Origin of the sequence: Clostridioides sp. ES-W-0016-02 (assembly GCF_020641035.1) — a bacterium.
Lineage (GTDB): Bacteria > Bacillota > Clostridia > Peptostreptococcales > Peptostreptococcaceae > Clostridioides.
On sequence record NZ_CP061361.1, the window covers coordinates 3,275,098 to 3,298,144 of the forward strand.

Below are 23,047 nucleotides of genomic sequence, written 5' to 3' on the forward strand. Positions count from 1 at the left end.
AATTTACTTTATTATCTCTTGACCTTATTTTTTCTTTTATTATGATACTGTAACTCTATCATCTCTGTATAATATAATCTAAATCTAATTTTTATAATACATATCTACTATATCATCAATATCTTTGCCATTAGTTATTGTGTTTTTTTATTTCAACACCTGCTAATTTTTCAAAATATTGAGCTATTCCACCATGGTCATCTTCTAAGTGTCCATGTACTTTTAATGTTTGCATAATTTCTAATAGCTGACTTGTCATAGGTAGTGGCACATCCAAATTATGTGCTGTCTGCATTACATTTTTTATATCTTTTAGATTGATAGATATTTTCCCACCTGGTTTAAAATCACGATTCATAATCATTGGTATTTTTGCATCCAATATTGTACTGCCAGCTAAACCTCCCCTTATCGCTTTGTACACTTTATCTGGGTCTGCTCCTGCTTTGGCTGCAAGTACAAATGCTTCAGATACTGCTGCTATTGTAAGATTAACTATTACTTGATTTGTAAGTTTTGTAACACTTCCACTACCATTATCTCCAATTAAGATAGCTGAACTTCCCATTATATTAAAGAATGGCTCTACTTTTTTATATACCTCTTCTTTACCACCAGCCATAAAAGCAAGTGTTCCATCAATTGCTTTTGGTTCACCTCCACTTACTGGCGAATCTATAAATTCTAAGTTCATTTGCTTTAATTTTTCTGCACATAACATAGATTCTGTAGGTGTAACTGAACTCATATCTACAATTATACTTCCCTCTTTTAAAGTATTTGTTAAACCATTAGCTCCAAATAATATATCTTGAACAATAGCTCCATTTGGAAGTATTGTAAATACAATCTCACACTCTTCACCTATTTCTGAAAGACTTGCATATTTTGCACCATACGATACAAGCTCATCTACAGCACATTTATTAATGTCATATACTAAAAGATTACATCCATCTTTTAGTAAGTTTTTGGCCATTGGTTTTCCCATTATTCCTAATCCGATAAATCCTAATTTCATTATATACCCCTCCATATTTTCATATTTTTGAAAACGTTTTTTATGATTTAAAGTATACTACACACCAGTATACCGGTCAATATAAAATATAAAAGTATTTATTTTAACAATAAAACACGATTTTTAGATTTATATAATAGATTTTATCTATAATCATTATATTTAACGCATACTATTTATGTTAAATAAACCACACTATTTTTATATTATATTTAATCATACTTTATATTAATTATTTTTCTTTATATCAACTATTTTTATCAATAATTAAGTATCATTCAACTAAACCTTTATTTATATCGCCATATCAACCAATATATAATTTAAATTTCAAAGGATTGACCTTAATTTTACTATGTTGTATTCTTAACATTATATAAGTTTTTGTATTTTTACATTGTTTAGGAGGGGTAAAATATGGCTACATTTAAAAGATTACAAGAACAAGCATATGACTATTTAAAAGAATTAATACTATCTGGTGAAATAATAGAAAATGAAATATATTCTGAAACAAAGCTTGCAAGTGAAATAGGAATCTCAAGAACTCCTATAAGAGATGCTCTTCAAAGACTCAGTCAAGATGGTTTTATAGATATCATTCCAAGTAAGGGTTTCAAAATTCATCAAATCACAGCCAATGAAATTGTAGAGATATTTCAAATACGTTCTGCAATAGAAGGATTTTGTACTTTTTTGATTACGAGCCAATACAAAGAGCCTAGAGCAATTCAAACTATAGATAAATTAAAGTATCTTTTAGATAAACAAAAAGAGATTGTATCAAGTGATAAGAATTTAAACACATTTGCAGAATATGATACTTTATTTCACACAACAATCGTCTCATATGCTCAAAATACTGAATTTGATAAGATGTTCAACAGCTATATGTACAGAATAAAAAAATTAGCTCTTGATTCATTATCACATGAGGGAAGACTAGAAACAACATTAAAAGAGCATACAGATATTTTTAATAATATATCTAATGGATGTACTGAAGATATTTACAAAACAACACTTATTCATATGGAGACTCCTAAATACATCAATTTAGAAGATTTTTGTAATAATAAATTATTTTAATAATCTATTTACATTTACTAAAATGTTATTTATCTCAAATCAATTTCTTATTTATAAAAAATACTCTATAATTATAATGTAACTACTATTATTTTAAGGAGTGATTTTTTTGAACAAAGATACTGTAACTAATGAAACTATTGACAAAGATTATGCTATTGAAGAAGTTCGTATGGCTTGTAAACATTTTGGTGATTTATATTTTTATTTTACCAAAGTATTAGTTGAGGAATTTGGAAATGAAAAAACTGCTGAAATATTAAAAAAAGTTTTGTTTGAAAGATCAGAAGAAAGAGCTATTTCTATGAGAGAAAGAGCCAATGAAAATGGAGATGAATTGATTGCTGACAATATTGCTAGTATAACTGATGTTCCATTTTTAGGTTGGGTTCCTGAATTTGAAGAGTTACACTGTCCTTATGGAGCTTCCTGGCTTTCACGCTTTGAAGAAAATCCTTGGTTTAAGCAGTTTGCATCCCTTTATTGTGATGTTACTGATACCACTGTTGCTGAGGTATTTACAGGAGATACATCACATAAAATAACAAAAAATATTCTATGGGGTGATAAAGTTTGTGAGAGAATATATTTTCATGATGATAATATATCTCAAGGTAAATATACTTACGGAACTAGAAACTGCAAGTAAATAATTTAATTTTTCTATATTTTTATACTATATTTTGTACTTTTTCATATAAATATTATAACTAGTCTTTTATTTTACTTTTGTTTAACTTAAAGATAATTTACTTTTAACTTCTATGAATTAACATATAAGTAATAAAAAATTTATCTTTATAAAATTATAGCCTTTAGGTCTATAATTTACATAATATTTATACTCTTTATAAAATTTTTTAGAAGCTTCTATTGTTATACTATAAAACTATCTTGAGAAAGGCTGATTAAATGTTTAATAAAATATATGAAAAAAAAGAATTTATAGTTTTTCAAGTTAAAAAAGGTTATGTAGTTTATAATACTAGAAAGAATTTTGAAGAAGGTCATACACACTTAAAACATTTTGAGGCAGCAAAGACAGCTATTGACTTAGCTATAAACAAAAAAATTCCTCGAAGTAAAGACGGATATTATCTAACTAGTTTAATTCGCATAAGTGATGATTGTTATTACATCGATAAGTTAAGTGAGTTATTATATGTCAGAGAACAAAAAGGTAAAAAAGAAAAATACTGCAATTCTAGCTATCAGATATAACAAGATTAATTGTCAAATATAAATATTTTTAAGCTTAAATATAAAGAGTATCAGTAATTTTATTAAAAAATAACTTTGCTGATACTCTTTTCAATTCTAACATTATCAATTTAAATTTTAGCTATTATTCATGCAGATATTTTACTATTCAGATTCTGTATCTGCAAATTGGCTATTATAAAGCTTCTCATAAAATCCGCCTTTTTCCATTAGTTCATCATGATTACCTTGCTCTATAATACTTCCATTATTCATAACCAAAATCAAATCAGCATTACGAATTGTAGAAAGTCTATGTGCTATAACAAAACTAGTTCTACCATTCATAAGATTTCTCATTGCCTTTTGAAGCATCAATTCTAATCTAGTATCAACAGAACTAGTAGCCTCATCTAATATCAATATTGAAGGGTCTGATATAAAAGCTCTAGCTATAGTTAAAAGTTGTTTTTCTCCCAACGATATATTAGATGCTTCTTCATTTAAAAACATATTGTAGCCATCTGGAAGTGTAGTTATAAAGTGATGTACATTTGCTACTTTTGCTGCTTGTATAATTTCTTCCTTAGTAGCTCCAAATCTACCATATTCTATATTTTCAAAAATAGTACCATTAAATAACCATGTATCTTGAAGTACCATTCCAAACATTGAACGTAAATCTTCACGTCTCATATTTCTGATATCTACTCCATCTACTTTAATAGCTCCTCCCTTTACATCATAAAACCTCATCAATAAGTTTATTAATGTTGTTTTACCTGCTCCAGTAGGACCAACAATAGCTACCATTTGACCACTTTTTATTTCTACATTTAAATCTTCTATTAAAGTCTCACTTTCTCCATATCCAAAATTCACATGTTCAAATGTAACATTTCCTTGTACATTTTCTATCTTAACTGGATTTTCAACATCAGGAGTTTCCTCTTCTTCATCCAAAATTTCAAATACACGCTCTATTGCTGCAAAAGAAGATTGTATTACAGTTGATAATTGTGTCATCTGTGAAAGAGGCTGATTTATTTGCCATATGTAACGTACAAATGCTTGTAAATTTCCAACTGTTATCCCTCCACTCACTGCATATATAGAACCAACTACTGCTACTGCTGCAATTCCAAAATAAGTTACTAATGAAACCATTGGATTCATCATACTTGATATAAATTGTGCCTTAAATCCATTTTCACAAAGTTCTTGATTTACTTTTTTAAATTCTTCTATAGAGTCTTCTTCTTTACCATATAATTTTATTTCATTAAATCCAGTATACATCTCTTGTACTTTTCCATTTAATTTTCCAAGAGCATTTTGTTGTAATGAAAATCGCTTTTGTGATTTTTTTACTATAAACTTAGATACAAAATAACTAATTGGAATTATAAAAAGAGCTATAAATGCCATATATACATTAATTGTAAACATCATAGAAATTGCCAAAATTATTACTAAAATTGAGTTAATAATTTGCATAAAACTCTGTTGTAAGGCATTTGATATTGTATCTACATCATTTGATATACGGCTTAGTACATCTCCAAAACTATTGCTGTCAAAGTAACTAATAGGCAGTTTTCTTATCTTATTTTCTACTTCATTTCTTAAGTCTCTCATCGTATTTTGAATAGCATTTGTAAGTAAAAAACTTGAAGCATACGTAAAAATTGCATTAGCAACATATATACATGCTAAGAGTGCCAAAATTTTTACTACATAGTTAAAATTCACAGATGCTCCTGGTATTCCTTTTGCTATACGAATTACATCTTTAGTTAATTGTGTTATTATTAATCCCTCTGTTTTAGGAGCAATTGCATTCATAGTAGCTGCTAAAATTATACATATAATAGCTATAATAAATGAAAATTTATATTGCTTTACAAATGGAAGAAGTCTACCAATTGTTTTTTTAAAACCTTTAGACTTTTTCATTATTCCAATTCCTCCTTTTTCAACTGAGATGTTGCAATTTCATAGTATATTTCACAATTTTTCAATAATTCCTTATGAGTTCCCATTCCAACAACTTGTCCTTCATTTAGTACTACAATTTTATCAGCATCAATAATTGAGCTAATTCTCTGTGCAACAATCAATACAATTGCATCTTTTGTTTCTTTTTTTAGCTTAGAACGAAGTATTGCATCAGTCTTAAAATCTAATGCAGAGAAGCTATCATCAAATATATATATTTCAGGTTTTCTTATAATAGCTCTGGCAATAGAAAGTCTTTGCTTTTGACCTCCAGATACATTAGCTCCACCTTCACTAATTAATTCATCAAATTTTCTAGGTTTTTTTGATATAAACTCATATGCCTGTGCAACTTTGGCTGAATGTTCTAATTCTGATGTTCCTGCTTTATTTTTACCAAATCTAATATTATTTGCTATACTACCAGTAAAAAGCAATGCCTTCTGAGGTATAAACCCTATCTTTTTTCTTAAAGCCTTTAAGTCATATTCCCTTATATCTACTCCATTTATCTTAATACTACCTTCTGTTACATCATAAAATCTAGGTATCAAGTTAATTAAGGTACTTTTTCCACTACCAGTACTACCTATAAAGGCAACTGTTTCACCAGTCTTTGCAGTAAACGAAATATCTTTAAGCACAGAAGCTTCTCCATCTGGATAAGTAAATGTTACATTGTCAAATTCTATAAGTCCTTTATTTTCAGTATCTTTTACTCCATTTTTAGGATTTTTTATAAGTGGTTCTTCTTCTAAAATTTCTTTTATTCTATTTGCTGAAACTTCTGCTCTTGGATACATGATAAATACCATTGAAAAAAGCATAATTGAAAACATAGCATGGAAAAGATATTCCAAAAATGCAACCAATTGTCCAACTTGAATTTCTCCAATATTTATTTTTTCACTTGAAATCCAAAACACAGCCAAAACAGCTATATTTAATAATAAAAAGAATGCGGGTTGAGTAATTGACATAAGCTTAAACAATTTTTTAGAAACATTAGCATAATATGTATTTGTTTCTTCAAATCTTTTTGTCTCATAGTCATCATTCCCAAATGCTCTGATTACTCTTATTCCCGTTAAATTTTCTCTTGATATAAGGTTTAGTTTATCCAGTCCTTTTTGTTGTTTAGACGATATTGATTGAGAAATTTTTGCTATTACTGCTACTCCAATAATTATAAAAGGAACTGATATAGCTAATACCAAAGAAAGCTCTACACTTGTTCTAATTGTCATGATTATACTTATAATAAACATGACTGGAGTTAATAAAGCTGTTCTAAGAAGTATATTTACAAATTGTTGAATTTGAAATGCATCATTTGTAGTTCTTGTAATCATTGAAGAAATCCCAAATTTATTGTATTCAGTGTGTGAAAATTCTTGAGATTTTTTAAATATATCATTTCTTATATCTCTAGTTACTCCTGTTGATATTTTTGCAGAACAATAACCCAATAATACACTACCTACAACTCCTATAATAGAAATAACAACTATTACTATTCCCATTTGTTTTATGTAAGTTGTGTTTTGATTTGCAATACCATTATCAATTATTTTAGCTATTATTGTTGGTATACCTAATTCAACTAATGCAAAACTAAATATAGCCAGTATATTTAATGCTATTAATAACTTATAATTTTTTAAATAATTTAAAATTAATTTCATATTCTACTCCTTTCTTAATTTTTGAGACAGTGTAATTATTATGTAGTAATGCCAAGCTTATGAATACTTGCTTTTATAAAAAAAGGAGAAAAGAGTTAGTGCACTCTCTTCTCCAGCATATTCTTTTTAATACACCCTCCGATAAGTCGCTTATATGTTACCATATTTGACAAGTAATGTCAATTCATATATAATTTAAGTTTTTAAATACTTTATTTTATAAAATGATAACAAGCCAGCACATACTTTATACTTGTTTTTTACTATATTCTAATTTTACAAGTTGTTCTATATTACTAACCTTTTTAAGATTTAAGTTTGTTCTCTGTATTCCAGCTTTAAATAATGGAATTCCTCTACCTAATATTATTGGCAATACATATACAAAATAATCATCAATTAGATTATCTTTTGTAAATAATTCTACTATTTCACTTCCTCCAATTATCCAGATATCTTTCCCATTTTTCTCTGCTCTAATTTGCTCAATTAGTTTTTTAGGTTCCAAATTGGTATACTTTACATTTTCATTAACTCCACTAGTAGTCTTTGAATACACATAACATTCTTTCCCTTTATAAAACCATTCATTTGGGCTTAGTTCATTTATTATTTGTGTATATGTTGAATTTCCCATAATAACTGTATCAATTGTATCGTAAAAAGTATTATAATCTTCCTGTTGAGAATCTGAAGCTACTTCATCTAAAAAAGCTACACTACCATCTTCTTCTGCTATATAACCATCTAAACTCATTGCAATATAAAGTACCACTTTTCTCATATTTGCTACCTCCAAAATTTATAATATAAGTTTTTTATGCTGAAATAAAATTTTCACCTATTTAAAATACCCTATTAAATAAAACTCAAACAGTTTTAAGTAAAACCACAAAAATAAAACATTATTATATATACAGTTTAATAGTTACATAATTTGATAACCAATAAATATATTGAAAATTCTAATTAATCTAAATAAATATTGCTCTAACCTCATACTGGTTCTATAATATAATTAGAAGATATTTATATTATAAAATTAATCTTATCATAATATTTATTAATATCGTAAAATTAAGACCTGTGATTGATTTTATTTTTATTGAAAGGTGGTAAACAATATGAAAATTTCAGAAATTGCTACACCAAGCTTTTTACTAGATTTAGACCAGTTAGAAGAAAATATAAATACAATACAAGAAATTTGTACAAAGAATAACAAACAGCTTTGGCCTATGCTTAAAACTCATAAAAGTACATATATTGCAAAACTTCAAAAAGATGCAGGTGCTACTGGATTTCTTGTTGGAACTCTTGATGAAGCTGAAGCTTTGATAAATGCTGGCTTTAAAGATATTATGTTGGCTTACCCTTACATGGGAGATGCAAATATAAATAGGGTAGTAACCATGGCTTCAAAAATAAATTTAATATGTGCCACAGATAATATAGAATGTGCAAGAGCTTACAGCAAGGCTTTTTCTCTAGCTAAAATTGAATGTAAACTACTTCTTATTGTAGATTGCGGATTACACCGTTTTGGTGTTAAACCAGAAAAAGTAGTAGAACTTGCTATTGAAATTTCAAAACTAGAAAGTATAAAGATTGTTGGAATAAGCTCACATCCAGGTCAAGTATACGGTTGCAGTTCTCCAGAAGGTGTACCAGATGTTTGTGTTCAAGAAAATTCTGCTATGGAAAAGGCATCTAAATTATTAACTGATAATGGATTTAATATAGATATTGTAGCTTCTGGAAGCACTCCAACAGTTGAAACTGAAGCCACTTCTAAAACTATCACTGCTGTAAGACCTGGAAACTATGTATATTATGATGCTATACAAATAGCTTTAGGATGTGCTACTGAAAAGATGTGTGCTCTTACTGTCGTATGTACTGTAATATCAAAAAATAGTGATGGATATTATTTAGTTGATTGTGGAAGTAAATGCCTTGGACTAGATAAGGGTGCTCATGGAAATAGTAGTATTGTTGGCTATGGTATAGTTTGTGGACATCCAGAACTTATTATTGATTCACTTTCAGAAGAAGTTGGTAAAATTAAAGTAAATGGAAAAACTAATATAAAAATAGGTGATAGGATAAGAATCATACCTAACCACTCTTGTTCTACTGCAAACTTAACAAGTAATTTACTAGGCTTTAGAGGAGATACAATAGAAAAAGTCATTGAAGTAGATATACGAGAAAATTCAAAACATATTGTACTTTAAAAATAAAATCATAATAAATTTATATTGATATTAACTAAAAATGAATTTAATTTATTGTTGATTTAAAGATATTAAAACAAAACATAGAAAGTTTTAAAAAAAACTCTAAAAACATAGAAAATCTAAAAGAAGTTTACTACTATACTAGTAAACTTCTTTTTTAATTAACATATCATTTTTTAATTAGTACATCATCATGACATTATTATGTTAGTTTTATTTAATTTTTACATTAATCCCATAAAAGTAAGTAAAACTCTAACTATCAACATACCTACCACTGCATCAAATATAGGAACTGCTAATAGTAACATTCTATACTTAGTGCTAGTATTAGCTACAAGAACTATTCTAGCGTAATGACCAACTAGAGTACCCATTAACATACATGGCATAATCAAAATAGTTGCTTGTGATGCTGTAATTATACCTTGTGCAAATAAATTTGCGGCTGTAGCTGCTCCTGCTGCCTTAGCAAAGAAAGCCGCTATCAAAACTACGACTGATTCTCCAGGTAGTCCAAAAATCCCCATTACTGGACCAAAAACATTTCCTAAAATATCAACTAGACCAGTCAATTGTAGAAATTGTACTATTACATACCCCATTATCATGGCTGGCAATATTTGTTCAACACCTATGTAAAAACCTTTTTTTGCGCCTCCCATAAATGTTTCAACAACAGTTTTTTTTGGTTTACTATTTACAATTGTACTTCCAGTATTTTGTTGACTCATATTACGCAGCCCCCTTATTTTTATTCTTTTTATTTTTTATATTTATAATTAGTCTAACTAGATTGGCACCAAGTATCTTACAGAATATCTCTATAAGTATTATTGGACCTAATGCCAATAATGCTATTGGCAAAAGTGGAGCTTGAGTATTTATTGTATTTAATATAACTGCTGAACCAGCATATTGATAAGCTACAAATATAGTTCTTTCATCATCCGTTATTTCTCCGCTTTCACATAATTCTTTTGTCATTATTGAGGCTACATCTGAACTAGTAAATGAAGATACAAATGCTATACCCGCTATTCCAGGTATCCCAAGTAAAGGTTTAAGTAATGGATTAAATATTTTTGATGCAGCTTTCATCCCTCCCATAGATTCAACTACATCAATAAGTCCTACAGCAAAACACACAGTTGGTATTAAAGTAAGTGCAAATAAAAAACCATCCTTTGCACCAGTTCCACCCTTTCCCATAAAGTCTACGCCATCTGAAATAGTACCAAATGAGCCAGTTAAGTTAGCAAAGTCTAAAGCTTTTAGAAATCCTTGACTCTCCTTAAAAATACCAGAAAATAGTATTATCAATACAAATAAAGACATATATCCTTTCCATGTTACCTTATTATCTCCAGCTGTTGTATCCATATAAAATCCCCCTTTTATATATCAAATTTATCTAAATTTAAAACAATCGTAGAAATCAATTTTACCCTTTCAAACATAGAATCTACTAATGCATATTCTCTTGATGTATGATTCCATTCTCCCTTTACTCCAAAAGAACATATCGCAGGAACGTTTGCAATAGTTAAATAGCTAGCATCTGAACTTCCTCCAAGTCTCTTAGAATTTATTTCACCAAACCCATTTTCTTTTGATACTGTATTTACAAATTTGTGAAACTTCATAACATCCTCTGTAGTTTCAAATGGCATCATTTCACTTATAAAATCAACATATGTAGAGGTTCCTTCTATGTAAGTATCTTCACATATTTCTTGAATTCTTTTTTTAACATTCTCCATTTCTTCTACTTTTTCAAATCTAAGGTCTACTTCTATACTACAATCTTCAGGAATAGAATTTGATACTCTTCCTCCTTTAATTATACTTACACTTGCTGTAGTCCCAACTTCAAGATTAGTCAATTTTTGTATTTGTAATATCTTATTAGCCATTTCTTCTATTGCATTTCTTCCACCTTCAAAATCATTTCCTGCATGTGTTTCTACACCTTTTACATTTATATTACACCCGATTCTTCCTTTTCTACCTACACATAAGCTATTATCTACCAACCCAGTTTCCATATTGAATGCACATAGACCACCTTTTGCTTCTTTTAATATAATGTCTCCTCCATTTGAATCCTTATGTCCTATCTCTTCATCACCTGAAAAGACTATTTTTATTGGTCTATCTTTGTATCCTATCTTATTTAAAGCTTTGATAACATATAAAGAAATTACTATTCCACCTTTCATATCTAACACACCTGGCCCATATGCTTTTCCTTCCATTATTTTAAATGGATTTTCTCCAAATGTACCTATTTCAAAGACAGTATCCATATGCCCTGAAAAAATTATTGGTTTCTTATTTCTGTTAGAACCAAGTGTACCTATTAATGTACTGCCATTATTTCCAGCATCTATTAAATCACAATCTAATCCTTCTTTTTCAAACTCACATTTTAATCTATCAGCCAATTTATTTACACTCTCTTTACAGTTTGTATAGCTTTCAATATTAACAATCTCTTTCCACAGTGAAATTATTTCTTCTCTATTCTCGTCAACAAATTTAGAAATCTCCTTTAAATATGTAATCATAATAATCTCCTTTATTTTTGAATAAAATTTTTTTCCTAAAAGCTGAGTTTATACTTTAGGAAATTTTAAAAGACTAGTCCTTAATTACAAAATAACACAATCATTTTCATCAGTCAACATTTTTCAGTATATTTTTTATTTTCTGATTTTTCTTTTAATTTTTACTTTGTAAAATAAATTGACGCTTTTTATCTACTATTATAAAATGAGGTTATAAATTGATAATTAGTTACAATACTTTCGAAATTTTAAAGGAGGTTTTATGAAATATAAGATTGGCTTTTTAACAACATCTTATTTTATGGCAGATAACTTTAAACAAGCTCTCGAAGAATTAAAAGATATTTGCGAAATTACATACATTGAACTAAAAGGCGAAAATCCTTTTAGTAATTTGCCAAATATATATAATGAACAAGTAGATAATTTTGATGGATTTGTTTGTAGTGGTCTAATTCCATATAGTGAGCTTATAATAAATATAGAGGATATAAAGGTCCCATTAAGTTTCTTAAAGCTTGATGAAAGAGATTTTTATAAATACTTATTTAAACTATTAAATAGTAAAAGAGAGATTGATTTTACAAAATCATTTATTGATTTTTTAAGAGAAGATAATAACTATTATGACATCTATTCATTGATAGATTCTAAAAACTGTCCATATACAATTAGAGATTTCAATATTCCTCAACCTGTATATGACTTTAAAAAATTAAATGATAAATTATTGGAGATACACTTAGATTTATTAAAAAATAATAAGATTAACCTTTCTATTACTAGAAATTATATAATTAATTGTGAATTAAATGGACTTGGATATGATTGTATTTATATGGTGCCATCTACTGAATCAATCTTAAACACATTTAAATCTGTAATAAACGAAATAACATTAAAAAATTTAGATAAAAATAAATCTGCAACTTGTATAGTCACAATAAATAGCTCAGAGTATATAAATGATGACCTAATATTTAAAAATGATGAGATACAAAATCAAATATACAATACTATCTTAAATTCTTTATCAAGAAATGGGTTCTATGGAGTTCAAGTCAAAAAAAATGACATGAAAATAGAAATACATACTACTAAAGAAATGCTAAATAATATGACTAAGGATTATACAGAATTTTTTATTTCAGAAGACTTAAAAGAAATCAAGTATAGCTTAAATATTGGTTGGGGAATTGGCAACACAAATATTCATGCAGAACAGAACGCTCGTCAGGCAAATAGTAAATCAGCTTCTCTAGGTGGAAATTGTACGTTTATAGTAAATGACACTAATAATATAATAGGACCTTTATATTCAAATAAAAATTCTAATGACCTGGAAGAAAGTTCAATAGCTAATAAAGTTGCTTCTTTCATTCCTTTATCTAATGTAAATGTATCTAAAATTATGAGTATGATTAATGATAGAAATTCAAATAATGTATCAGCAGAAATATTATCAGACTATATGAATATAACTCTTAGAAGTGCAAATAGAATCCTAAGTATCTTATATAAGGCTGGTATTGCAACTATTGTAAACACAAAACTGGATAATCAAAGAGGTAGACCACGAAAAATATACAAAGTTGATTTCTTAGCTTTTTTAGATAATATGTAGAGAGATAACATGTAGAGATTGAAGTCTGAATTATTAGCTTTTCCAATAAAAATAATAATTTTCCACTGATTCTCAATAAGCAAAGTTTTTAAATATGAATATACAAAATGCCAGAATCCTCATAAACACTATATTTTTATCAACTCTGGCATTCTTTTTTATTTCGCTATCAAAATTTAAACAAATGATGCTAAAGTAAGCTTTTGCTTTTATCTTACTTCATCAACATGGAAAATGTACCTTAGCACGTACCCTAAATTCTTTATGGAAAGTAAGTTCACTCCTTACTCATTTTTTGAGAGTTGCTTGTTTTTTGGTATATTTTATTCCATCATACTAGTAATAAAATCATAAATACACAGGTATCTACAAAAAGAATAACTGTAACGTTCTTGACAATATTGTAGACAAAAAATATTGAAAATACTTCTACGGATAAAGCTACAAAGCATAAAAAGTTTGTCAAATAATCTGCAATAGTATCACTATAGAAAGCTCGTATTTGTAACCATCTACATGTAAATGGACGTAAAATAAATCTGAATACAACACAAATAATTGGATAAGCATAAATAAATTTTTTATCTACACTATTGGCTATACCATTATTCCATTGCACAGGAATTTGAGTTGGCAGTTTTGGAAATGCTATGATTGCAATCAGTAAACAAGCAATGGTTATAATTCCCCATGTAATATTTCCTCCCCACATATATAAGAAACTTACAGAGTCCAGTTTTAAAGTATGTTTATTTTCATTCCAATATTCTGGTATCTCAGTTATATATTCTTCTACTTTTAAATTTAGATAACTTAGTTCATTAAATTTAAGCATTTTTTCACACATAGTTTTTGCATTTTCCAAATCATATATTTGAGTTTTGAGAACTTGTTCCTGTTTTTCAACAATCTCATATAAAGATATTTGCTGAAGTATAATATTACGAATATCATCAATAGAAATCCCTAATGTACGTAAATATGCAATTTTTTTGATGTCCTCTATATTTTCATCTGAATACTCTCTATAACCATTACTCTCATTACGAATGGGCTGAATTAGCATTTCTTTCTCATAAAATCGAATATTAGAACGTGTTAGTCCAGTTTTTTCTTCAACTTCTTTAATTATCATTTTTAAACACCACCTTTCGATTTATTGAATTACCTAATATCTTTCTTTTTTATTGCTCTAAGTCTTCTTTAATGTTTTATTTCATTATTTTATTCGCCAATATTCCATTCTCAATAATACCACACTTTGTAATAATCTCCTCCTTGTGTGTATCTAAAACTGCTTGATTATTATATAAGATACAGTATAAACATGGTTTACAGTCAAGTATTTTTATCATTTTTTTGATTCTATTAAAAAAGGCATCGCAAATAAATGCCATGCCTTTCTATTAATTTAGTCTTTTCATATCTTTCTCAGTCCAAAAGTCAAATTAGCCTGTCTTATATTAAAATTGATAAAAGATATAACAAGTCGTATAAGATTTTCTATCATATTAAATAATTAATTGCCCACTTCTCACAATCCCAAATTTTATTAACTATATCATTATAAAACTCTGGCTCATGGCAGACTAAAATTATACTGCCTTCATATGATATTAAAGCTTTTTTTAGTTCTTCCTTTGCTTCAGAATCTAAGTGGTTTGTTGGCTCATCTAGTATTAATATATTACTAGGATTATTTATAAGTTTACATAACCTTACTTTAGCTTGTTCTCCACCACTTAATATAGAAAGCTTGCTTTCTATATGTTGATTAGTTAAACCACATCTTGATAGCATTTTTCTTATTTCATATCTTGTGTATGTTGGAAATTCATACCACACCTCATCAATAAGTTTTTTATCACTTATTTCTTTAACTTCCTGTTCAAAATATCCAACATTTTGTTCTTCTCCTACTTCAATACTTCCACTTATTGGTTTATTTATTCCAATCAAGCTTTTTAATAAGGTTGATTTTCCTATGCCATTTGCACCTATTAAAGCTACCTTTTCTCCTCTTTCCATAATTAAATTTATAGGTTTACTTAATGCTGTTTCATATCCTATAACTAAGTTCTTAGCTTCAAATATCATTTTCCCAGATTTTTTGGATATTTTAAAGTCAAAGTGAGGTCTTACTTTTTCCTTTGATATACTTATTCTTTCTATTTTATCTAATTTTTTCTGTCTTGATTTTGCCATCTTACTGGTTGATGCTCTAACTTTATTTTTTGCAATATATTCTTCTAGCTTTGATATTTCTCTAATTTGTTTTTCTTGAGCTATTCTTAAATTTCTCTTGTTTTCTTTATACATCTTTTGAAAATTTTCATAATTACCAATATATCTTGTCAATGTCATATTTTCAAGATGACACACCACATTCACAACACTATTTAAAAACTCCAAATCATGTGATATCAATATGAATGCATTTTCATAATTTTGAAGATATTTTCTTAACCATTCTATATGTTCTTCATCCAAATAGTTTGTAGGTTCATCTAAAAGCAATATATCTGGTTTATCTAACAATAATTTGCCTAATAATACCTTTGTTCTTTGACCTCCACTCAATTCTGAAACATCTCTATCAAGTCCAATATGTCTAAACCCAAGACCTAGGGCAATTGAATCTATCTTTGAATCAATATTGTAAAATTCATTGTTATTTAAAAATTCTTGTATATTTGCAACTTTTTCAAGAGACTTATTTATCTCATGTTCATTCATTTCTCCCATTTTACTGTATATGCTATTCATTTCACTTTCCATATAAAAAAGTTCCTTAAAAGATTCTCTTAAAATATCTTTTATTGTATTACCTTTTTCTAGTTTAGTGTGTTGATCCATATATCCAACTCTTACTTTACTACTCCATTGTATATCACCACTATCTGGAATTAGCTGACCTGTTATTATATTCATAAATGTAGATTTTCCCTCGCCATTTTTTCCAACAAGACCTACATGCTCTCCTCTTAACAATCTAAAAGATATGTCTTTAAATAATGTTCTATCTCCAAATCCATAACTTATATTATTTACATTTAAAATACTCATTGTTCTATTCCTCTTCTTAAAATTTAGAAATTCCTCAATAAAATCATACCATTTAAATAGATTATCCCTCAAGTTCATAAACAAACCTGTACTAATTTTGTACGAAAAAAGAGACTTTGTTAAAAAGTCTCTTCTTAATTTTTTGTTATATAAATCTATCTTTAGAACATTAATATTCTATTTTCAATCACTTTTTTCTTCTCTGATTATTCGTCTTATACTATGCTCCGTTAAATAGTAGTCTTTTGTAAGTTCTTTAACAGAAATACCTTTATTGTACTTATCAAGTATTTCCCTATTTCTTTCTTTCAAGATATTTCTTGAACCACTATTTTCGCCCCAAGCTTTTTTATTTTCAGACTTTCGTGGTATATATAAATAACTACCATCTGTATATTCTTGAATTAATTCAAGTATCTCTTCTGGCAATATATTTTGTGCTTTTTCATACTTCATAATACTCTGCTCCCATCTACATTTTTAATTGTAAATAAAAGCAAAGACTGCACAAAAACAATTTAGCCTAAATATTATCTTTATCTATTAGGCTCTAAACAAAGTTTTATTGCAATTGTATTTTGCAGTCTTTGCTTAGAGCCAACTGAAATTATAATATCGTTACTCTCTTTCATATTGCAAACTCCCTTTCTATCTAATTTAAACTATTACATATCACTAACTTTAGCCATTATATCTTTTGTAAATCTAACAGCTTCAGATACATCTTGCTCATCTGGATGACTTTGAGACTCTTCATGACCTTTTAATTGCTCACGAATATGTTCATTTTCAGGATGAAGCTTTAGCATTTCTTCATATTTTACCTTTAAACCTTCTGCAATCTTTCCTTGGCATATAAATGACCCAACTATTTCATTATCTTTCGAAAAGACATCTTTCACTTTGTCCATAATGTTAATTCCATAGTTACCCTTTGTATTTGCTCCCATTGTTCCAAATAAAGCTAGCTTTTTGTTGTGAATATTTTCAAAGACTAGTTTTGAATTTTTATCACAAATACCCTTATCTACCCAATATCCCAAGAATATTATATCATATTTTTCATAGTCAACATTATTATCAGTTACTTCACTGATATTTTTAATTTCTTTTTCGCCTTGCATTGTATCATATATAGATTGAGCAATTTTTTTAGTATTTCCAGTTAAACTTGAATATAAAATTAAACTTTTCATGATATATCCTCCTATATGTTAATTATTTATCTAAAATTTCTTAATACCATTAAGTTTTCAATTACTATAAGATTTTATTAATCTAATATACAACCAAATTGAGAATGTGTCTGTAATGCATCTGCACATTTTTTATTGCAGTAGCAACACTTCTTGATATCATCTACTCTTTCCTCTCTTACTTTCTGCAACCAATCACTGTCTGCCAATAGTTGTCTCGACATAGCAACCATATCTACTCTGTTATTTGATATAACACTTTCTATGAAGTCTGGACTAGATAGCTTCCCAACACCACAAACTGGAAGGTTTGTGTGTTTTTTAACTTCATCAGCTAAATACAAAAAGCATCCTTCATCTTTAAAATAAGGATGATTATTAACTGGTATGGTATCTTCTAATTTGGAATGATTTGCTAATGTTACATGAAAACTATTTACCCCAAGTGATTCAAATTTTTTTACAAAATGCTCTACTTCAGAAAATAAAACTCCTGCATTGCCATAATGAGGATTTTCTTGTCTAATTGCAAGTTTATAGTCTATTGGAACATCCTTTATATTATTACGAATACTACTAATTATTTCACTTGCAAATCTACTTCTATTATCATAACTTCCACCATATTCATCAGTTCTACTGTTGTATATACTGGATGAAAAGCTTCCTATAAGTCTATCTCCATGAATTTGAATCATATCAAATCCTGCTTTTTTTGCATTCAATGCTGTTACTCTAAACAACTCTATAATATTTTTTATTTCTTCTTTTTTCATATTTGTTACATAATCCTTTACTCCATCATCCATAATTTTTTTTATTTCGTCATGTGAAGTAATTCCCGATTTCATAGTATTTCTGATTAAATTTATGTCATAATCTGAACAAAATATTTGTGCTGAAACTTTCGCCCCTGAATCATGTATTGCATCTACAATTTTTTTATACTCTCTAATTCCATCTTCATTGGATAAGCTTAGAGCCATTTTATGAAAACTAGGTCTAACTGATACATCTCCTATAGTAATTAAAGCTACTCCTGATTTAGCAATTTTACAAAGCTTGTTAATTCGTTCTTCCAGATTAAGACCCATACTTGTAGGTGCAAAAGATACTCTATTTTTTAATTCTAAGTTTCCAATTTTAATTGACTTTAATAAGTTGCTATACATCCTATTCTTCCTCCACTGTTGCCTTTATATCTTTTACTGTATGTAATTTCTTTACTAATTCTTTGTATTCTTCATCCAAAAACTCTTTTTTTATATTACTATCCCACTTTGAAAATATGTTTTTTATATCTCCCAGTACTTCTTCACCCTTATCTGTTACTCTCAATTGAAAAGCTCTACTATCATTAGGGTTTTGAATCTTTTCTATGTAACCATCTTGTTCTAATCTAGAGATAGTTCTTGTAGTATGAGCTTTATCCACCTCGAATTCCGTCGAAATATCATTCAAAGAACAATTCCTATTCTTATTGATATAAATTAAATAAAAATATAGACCATTCGTAAGCTTATATGGCTTTAGACATTTTTCACAATAAAGTTTAAAGTTCCTTTGTAAATAACAAATAATATACGATAAACTCTCATTCTGTAAATTTTTAAAATCCATTTTTAATTTCCCCTCTATAATTCTAATATAATATATTTGACTATATCAACTATATTATATTAAATACTTGATACAGTCAAGAATATTTTGCCTTATAACTGTATATTTTTATACTACCTTATAAAATTATCATAAAATATAATTCTTCTTTAGTTAGAATTTGTAATTTTTTATATACATCATACATAAATATATTTTATATAAAAGTTTATATTTTCAAGCAAATAATTTTTCGAAAATTGTCTAAATTCAGTAAAAATATGGTAATATATACATAAGCAATATAAATCTATAAAAGGGAGTGTTACATATGATATCTAATAAAATGCAAACTTTAGTTGCAAACAGCTCTGTTATAAGAGCCATGTTTGAAGAGGGAAAAAAACTTTCCGATATATACGGAGAAGAAAATGTTTTTGATTTTAGTATAGGAAATCCAAGTGTTGAGCCTCCAGAAACTATTAAAGCAGTTATAAGCGATATTTTAAATGAAGAATCTCCAAATCTAGTTCATGGATATATGAACAACTCAGGATATGAAGATGTAAGAGATGCTATTGCCAGCCACATAAATAAAAAAAATGGATTAAACCTTACAAGAGATAACTTAGTTATGACTTGTGGAGCTGCTGGTGGGCTAAATATCATTTTAAAAACTCTTTTAAATCCTGATGACGAAGTTATTGCTTTTGCACCATATTTTGGTGAATATAAAAATTATACAGAAAACTATGATGGAAAACTAATCGAAGTCCCTACAAATATAGAAACTTTTGAACCAGATTTATATGCTCTAAAAAATGCTATTACTCCAAAGACAAGAGCTCTAATAATAAACACTCCAAACAATCCTACTGGTGTTATTTATTCTGAAGAATTGCTAAAAAACCTTGGAGAATTACTAGATACAAAACAAAAAGAATTTAATACAAATATATATTTAATTTCTGATGAACCATATAGAGAAATAATTTATGATGATGCTAAAGTTCCTTGTATATTAAAATACTATAAAAATTCATTTATAGGATACTCTTATAGTAAATCATTGTCTCTACCTGGTGAACGTATAGGATATATTGTGGCTAATGGAGAAATGGATGATTTTGATGATGTTATGTCTTCATTAAATGTTGCAAATAGAATACTTGGATTTGTAAATGCTCCTTCTCTTTTCCAAAGAGTTATTGCAAGAAGCTTAGATGCAGAAGTTGATGTAAATATTTACAAAAAGAACTTTGACCTTTTATATAATAGCTTAATAGAAATGGGATTTTCTTGTGTTAAACCTAGTGGTACATTCTATTTATTCCCAAAAGCTCCAATTGAAGATGATAAAAAATTCTGTGCTGATGCTAAACAATTTAATTTACTATTGGTTCCAGGTTCTTCTTTTGGTTGCCCAGGACACTTTAGAGTATCATACTGTGTATCTTACGATAAAGTTAAGAGTTCTCTACCAGCATTTGAAAAATTATCTAAATTGTACAATTTAAAATAATTAAATAAATATAATTACAAATAATTAGCTACCTTAGTGTAGAATTTTATATTCTATATTAAGGTAGCTTATAATTTTATAGCTTATATTTATATACCATTTTATACCAATGTACTTGAATATTGTAGCTTATAGTACTAGTATAAATTACAAGGAGGTGTTTGATTTGAAAAAAGGTTATGTTTATATAATACTAACTACCCTATTTTTTAGTTCAATGGAAATTAGTCTAAAGACAGTTACTAATGACTTTAATCCCATACAAATAACCTTATCAAGATTTTTTGTTGGTGGCTTAGTCTTATTACCTTTTGCTATAAAAAGATTAAAATCCCTTAGTCTTTCTATTACAAAATCAGATTTAAAATACTTTGCTTTTTTAGGTTTTATGTGTGTTGTAGTAAGTATGTCATTGTACCAGTTAGCTGTACTAAACACAAAAACATCTGTAGTTGCTGTCTTATTTAGTTGTAATCCAGTATTTGTTATGCTTCTAGCTTATTTGATTCTAAAGGAAAAAATCTATAGGCACAATATAATTTCACTTATATTAGAAGTCCTTGGAATTATAGTTATTATAAATCCACTGCACACAAAATTAACTTTTAGTGGTATATTCTTAACACTATCTTCTGCCATTATTTTTTCAATGTACACTGTTTTTGGTAAAAGAAAAACGTTAAAATTTGGTGGAATAGTTGTGACTTGTTTCAGCTTTATATTTGGTAGTTTAGAAATGCTTGTATTGGTTCTACTTACTAAGATTAATTTTATATCAAATATATTAAATAAAAAAGGACTACATGTATTTGCAAATATACCTATTTTTAGTGGTTATACCTTACACAACATACCTACTATGATTTACGTATTTGTATTTGTTACAGGTGTTGGTTATGCACTTTATTTTATGGCAATGGAAGCTACATCTACTAGCCTTACATCTTTAGTATTTTTCTTTAAGCCAGTAATATCTCCAATACTGGCATTACTAATTCTTAAAGAATTTATTCCTATTAATATGATTATAGGAATTCTATTGATAGTAATTGGTTCAATAGTTTCTATTATACCTACAATAATAACTCAATCTCATAATAAACATATTGAGTCATTATATAAAAGTCAGTAATAAATATATACATAAGATTAAATTAATTAGTTTTTCACGCAATATAAAAGAGATGCTAGCATACTAGCATCTCTTAATTTTTTTATATAAATTTTCTATTTTGCTAAGTTTTGTAAAAAGCTATAAGTTTGTGGACAAGCTGCTTTTAATTTACTATTTGTGTCTTGATTTAAGTAGTAATATGCAAATGCCTCAGCAAAGAATTCTTCTGGATATACACCTAAATAATTTACATTTCCTAAAGAACGCCCTTCTTTAGCAAATATTTGTTTAAATTGTGCTGATTTAGAAATATCATTTAATGCAAGATGGTCTACTGCGTGTGCTGTTTCATGTAATTCTAAGTTTATTGCATCATGACCTTTACCTTTGTTACTAAATCCTATTCTAAGAGCTACTGTACTTCCACCTAAACCAGGAACATCATCCCAAGTTTTACCAGTATTTTCCCATCCCTTAGGAACTACACCTTTTAAATAAGCATATTCTTTTTCATCTGTTAATTTTCCACTTAATAATTTTATTTTTAAGTTATCTTGTTTTAATACATTTAAATATTTTCCATCTATATTAGCAAGTCTATTTATCATAGCATTAGCTTCTTTTTTATCGTAATTTCCATTTGGAAGAACCACTATTTCACTAAGTGTTTCTTTATTGTTTTTTAAAGTTGCACTATCTGCATGTGCACTTACTGGAACTGAACTTATTAAAAATATTGATATTATAGCGATTAATAATTTTTTACTTGGTTTCATATTATTCCCTCCTTTGAGTTAGGCCGGGAGTAATAAATTTCAAAATAAAAAAGATACCCAAGAGTATCTTTGTATATACAAAAAGAAATTTTTACTCTTTTCGGCAACTGGCTGGCGTAGTTTATTTAAACTTTAGCCCCTATAGCTTTGCGTGACTAGGTTTCCCTAGTTTTGCCTCGTTTAATTTTATATTTATATTATATCTTATATCTGTCTCTTTGTCTATAGTTTTTTGGATTTTTCTTCTAAAAAACGATTGTTTTTTTACATAATACTCCAAAAAAAAATATCTTCTAACAATATTCTCACTTGAAAATATTGTTTTAGAAGATATTTTTTAATATTAC

At 27.7% G+C, this 23,047-nt stretch carries 21 protein-coding genes and 1 riboswitch; of the genes, 7 read left to right on the forward strand and 14 right to left on the reverse strand.

All coding sequences use genetic code 11. The features are described from left to right. Positions 1–130: 130 nt before the first annotated feature. Positions 131–1,021: a 2-hydroxy-3-oxopropionate reductase gene (gene garR, locus IC758_RS15370; protein ID WP_227824313.1), complete on the reverse strand. Its 891-nt coding sequence runs from the start codon at positions 1,019–1,021 to the stop codon at positions 131–133. A 417-nt stretch (positions 1,022–1,438) separates the two neighbouring features. Between garR and IC758_RS15375 the strand changes: the two genes are divergently transcribed. From IC758_RS15375 to IC758_RS15385, 3 genes are all read left to right on the forward strand, one after another. Next, positions 1,439–2,110, forward strand: coding sequence for a GntR family transcriptional regulator (locus IC758_RS15375; protein ID WP_227434419.1), 672 nt, complete (start codon positions 1,439–1,441; stop codon positions 2,108–2,110). Positions 2,111–2,210: 100 nt separating this feature from the next. Continuing rightward, the gene (locus IC758_RS15380; protein WP_227434418.1) at positions 2,211–2,759 is read left to right on the forward strand and encodes an L-2-amino-thiazoline-4-carboxylic acid hydrolase; all 549 of its coding nucleotides are present in this window, start codon (positions 2,211–2,213) and stop codon (positions 2,757–2,759) included. A 263-nt stretch (positions 2,760–3,022) separates the two neighbouring features. Continuing rightward, positions 3,023–3,331, forward strand: coding sequence for a hypothetical protein (locus tag IC758_RS15385; protein ID WP_227434417.1), 309 nt, complete (start codon positions 3,023–3,025; stop codon positions 3,329–3,331). Positions 3,332–3,475: 144 nt separating this feature from the next. On the opposite strand, the gene IC758_RS15390 is transcribed toward IC758_RS15385, so the two are convergent. The 3 genes from IC758_RS15390 to IC758_RS15400 all read right to left on the reverse strand — a co-directional run bounded on the left by IC758_RS15390 (position 3,476) and on the right by IC758_RS15400 (position 7,777). Next, positions 3,476–5,266: an ABC transporter ATP-binding protein gene (locus tag IC758_RS15390; protein ID WP_227434416.1), complete on the reverse strand. Its 1,791-nt coding sequence runs from the start codon at positions 5,264–5,266 to the stop codon at positions 3,476–3,478. After that, positions 5,266–6,993: an ABC transporter ATP-binding protein gene (locus IC758_RS15395; protein ID WP_227434415.1), complete on the reverse strand. Its 1,728-nt coding sequence runs from the start codon at positions 6,991–6,993 to the stop codon at positions 5,266–5,268. Before IC758_RS15395 ends, IC758_RS15390 begins: the two co-directional genes overlap by 1 nt. 247 nt (positions 6,994–7,240) lie before the next feature. Then, the gene (locus IC758_RS15400; protein WP_227434414.1) at positions 7,241–7,777 is read right to left on the reverse strand and encodes a dihydrofolate reductase family protein; all 537 of its coding nucleotides are present in this window, start codon (positions 7,775–7,777) and stop codon (positions 7,241–7,243) included. Positions 7,778–8,117: 340 nt separating this feature from the next. On the opposite strand from IC758_RS15400, the gene IC758_RS15405 reads away from it, so the two are divergent. Next, positions 8,118–9,230: an alanine racemase gene (locus tag IC758_RS15405; protein ID WP_227860566.1), complete on the forward strand. Its 1,113-nt coding sequence runs from the start codon at positions 8,118–8,120 to the stop codon at positions 9,228–9,230. Positions 9,231–9,457: 227 nt separating this feature from the next. On the opposite strand, the gene IC758_RS15410 is transcribed toward IC758_RS15405, so the two are convergent. The 3 genes from IC758_RS15410 to IC758_RS15420 are packed head-to-tail and all read right to left on the reverse strand — an operon-like array spanning position 9,458 to position 11,803. After that, entirely contained in the window at positions 9,458–9,967 is a 510-nt protein-coding gene (locus tag IC758_RS15410) for a YjiG family protein (RefSeq protein ID WP_227482092.1), read from the reverse strand. Position 9,968: 1 nt separating this feature from the next. After that, positions 9,969–10,616, reverse strand: coding sequence for a nucleoside recognition domain-containing protein (locus IC758_RS15415; RefSeq protein ID WP_227835230.1), 648 nt, complete (start codon positions 10,614–10,616; stop codon positions 9,969–9,971). Between the two features lie 14 nt (positions 10,617–10,630). Further along, the gene (locus IC758_RS15420) at positions 10,631–11,803 is read right to left on the reverse strand and encodes a M20 family metallopeptidase (protein ID WP_227860567.1); all 1,173 of its coding nucleotides are present in this window, start codon (positions 11,801–11,803) and stop codon (positions 10,631–10,633) included. A gap of 262 nt (positions 11,804–12,065) precedes the next feature. Between IC758_RS15420 and IC758_RS15425 the strand changes: the two genes are divergently transcribed. Continuing rightward, complete coding sequence (locus tag IC758_RS15425) at positions 12,066–13,427, forward strand: hypothetical protein (RefSeq protein WP_227860568.1); 1,362 nt, start codon at positions 12,066–12,068, stop codon at positions 13,425–13,427. 331 nt (positions 13,428–13,758) lie between these two features. On the opposite strand, the gene IC758_RS15430 is transcribed toward IC758_RS15425, so the two are convergent. From IC758_RS15430 to bilQ, 6 genes are all read right to left on the reverse strand, one after another. After that, positions 13,759–14,562 (reverse strand): MerR family transcriptional regulator, encoded by an 804-nt coding sequence (locus IC758_RS15430; protein WP_227860569.1) that lies wholly within the window; start codon positions 14,560–14,562, stop codon positions 13,759–13,761. Between the two features lie 371 nt (positions 14,563–14,933). After that, positions 14,934–16,493: an ABC-F family ATP-binding cassette domain-containing protein gene (locus IC758_RS15435; RefSeq protein ID WP_227860570.1), complete on the reverse strand. Its 1,560-nt coding sequence runs from the start codon at positions 16,491–16,493 to the stop codon at positions 14,934–14,936. A gap of 183 nt (positions 16,494–16,676) precedes the next feature. Continuing rightward, positions 16,677–16,949 (reverse strand): CD3324 family protein, encoded by a 273-nt coding sequence (locus IC758_RS15440; RefSeq protein WP_227434406.1) that lies wholly within the window; start codon positions 16,947–16,949, stop codon positions 16,677–16,679. Positions 16,950–17,158: 209 nt separating this feature from the next. Beyond that, positions 17,159–17,689, reverse strand: a complete 531-nt coding sequence (gene bilS / locus IC758_RS15445; RefSeq protein ID WP_227860571.1) for a flavodoxin family protein BilS — start codon at positions 17,687–17,689, stop codon at positions 17,159–17,161. Between the two features lie 77 nt (positions 17,690–17,766). Continuing rightward, positions 17,767–18,861, reverse strand: coding sequence for a bilirubin reductase (bilR, locus tag IC758_RS15450; RefSeq protein WP_227860572.1), 1,095 nt, complete (start codon positions 18,859–18,861; stop codon positions 17,767–17,769). Between the two features lies 1 nt (position 18,862). Beyond that, a complete protein-coding gene (bilQ, locus tag IC758_RS15455; RefSeq protein ID WP_227434403.1) occupies positions 18,863–19,309 on the reverse strand; it encodes a bilirubin utilization transcriptional regulator BilQ in 447 nt (148 codons plus the stop codon). Positions 19,310–19,619: 310 nt separating this feature from the next. Between bilQ and IC758_RS15460 the strand changes: the two genes are divergently transcribed. Both IC758_RS15460 and IC758_RS15465 read left to right on the forward strand, forming a co-directional pair. Next, complete coding sequence (locus IC758_RS15460; protein WP_227851168.1) at positions 19,620–20,810, forward strand: pyridoxal phosphate-dependent aminotransferase; 1,191 nt, start codon at positions 19,620–19,622, stop codon at positions 20,808–20,810. Between the two features lie 166 nt (positions 20,811–20,976). After that, positions 20,977–21,942 carry a DMT family transporter gene (locus IC758_RS15465; protein WP_227860573.1) on the forward strand — a complete coding sequence of 322 codons (966 nt, stop codon included), beginning with the start codon at positions 20,977–20,979 and terminating at the stop codon, positions 21,940–21,942. Positions 21,943–22,037: 95 nt separating this feature from the next. Here IC758_RS15465 and IC758_RS15470 read toward each other — a convergent pair whose 3' ends face one another. Then, on the reverse strand, positions 22,038–22,700 hold the full coding sequence (locus IC758_RS15470) for an anthrax toxin lethal factor-related metalloendopeptidase (RefSeq protein ID WP_227434400.1): 663 nt from the start codon (positions 22,698–22,700) through the stop codon (positions 22,038–22,040). A gap of 99 nt (positions 22,701–22,799) precedes the next feature. Next, positions 22,800–22,886, reverse strand: a riboswitch (cyclic di-GMP riboswitch). Positions 22,887–23,047 lie beyond the last annotated feature (161 nt).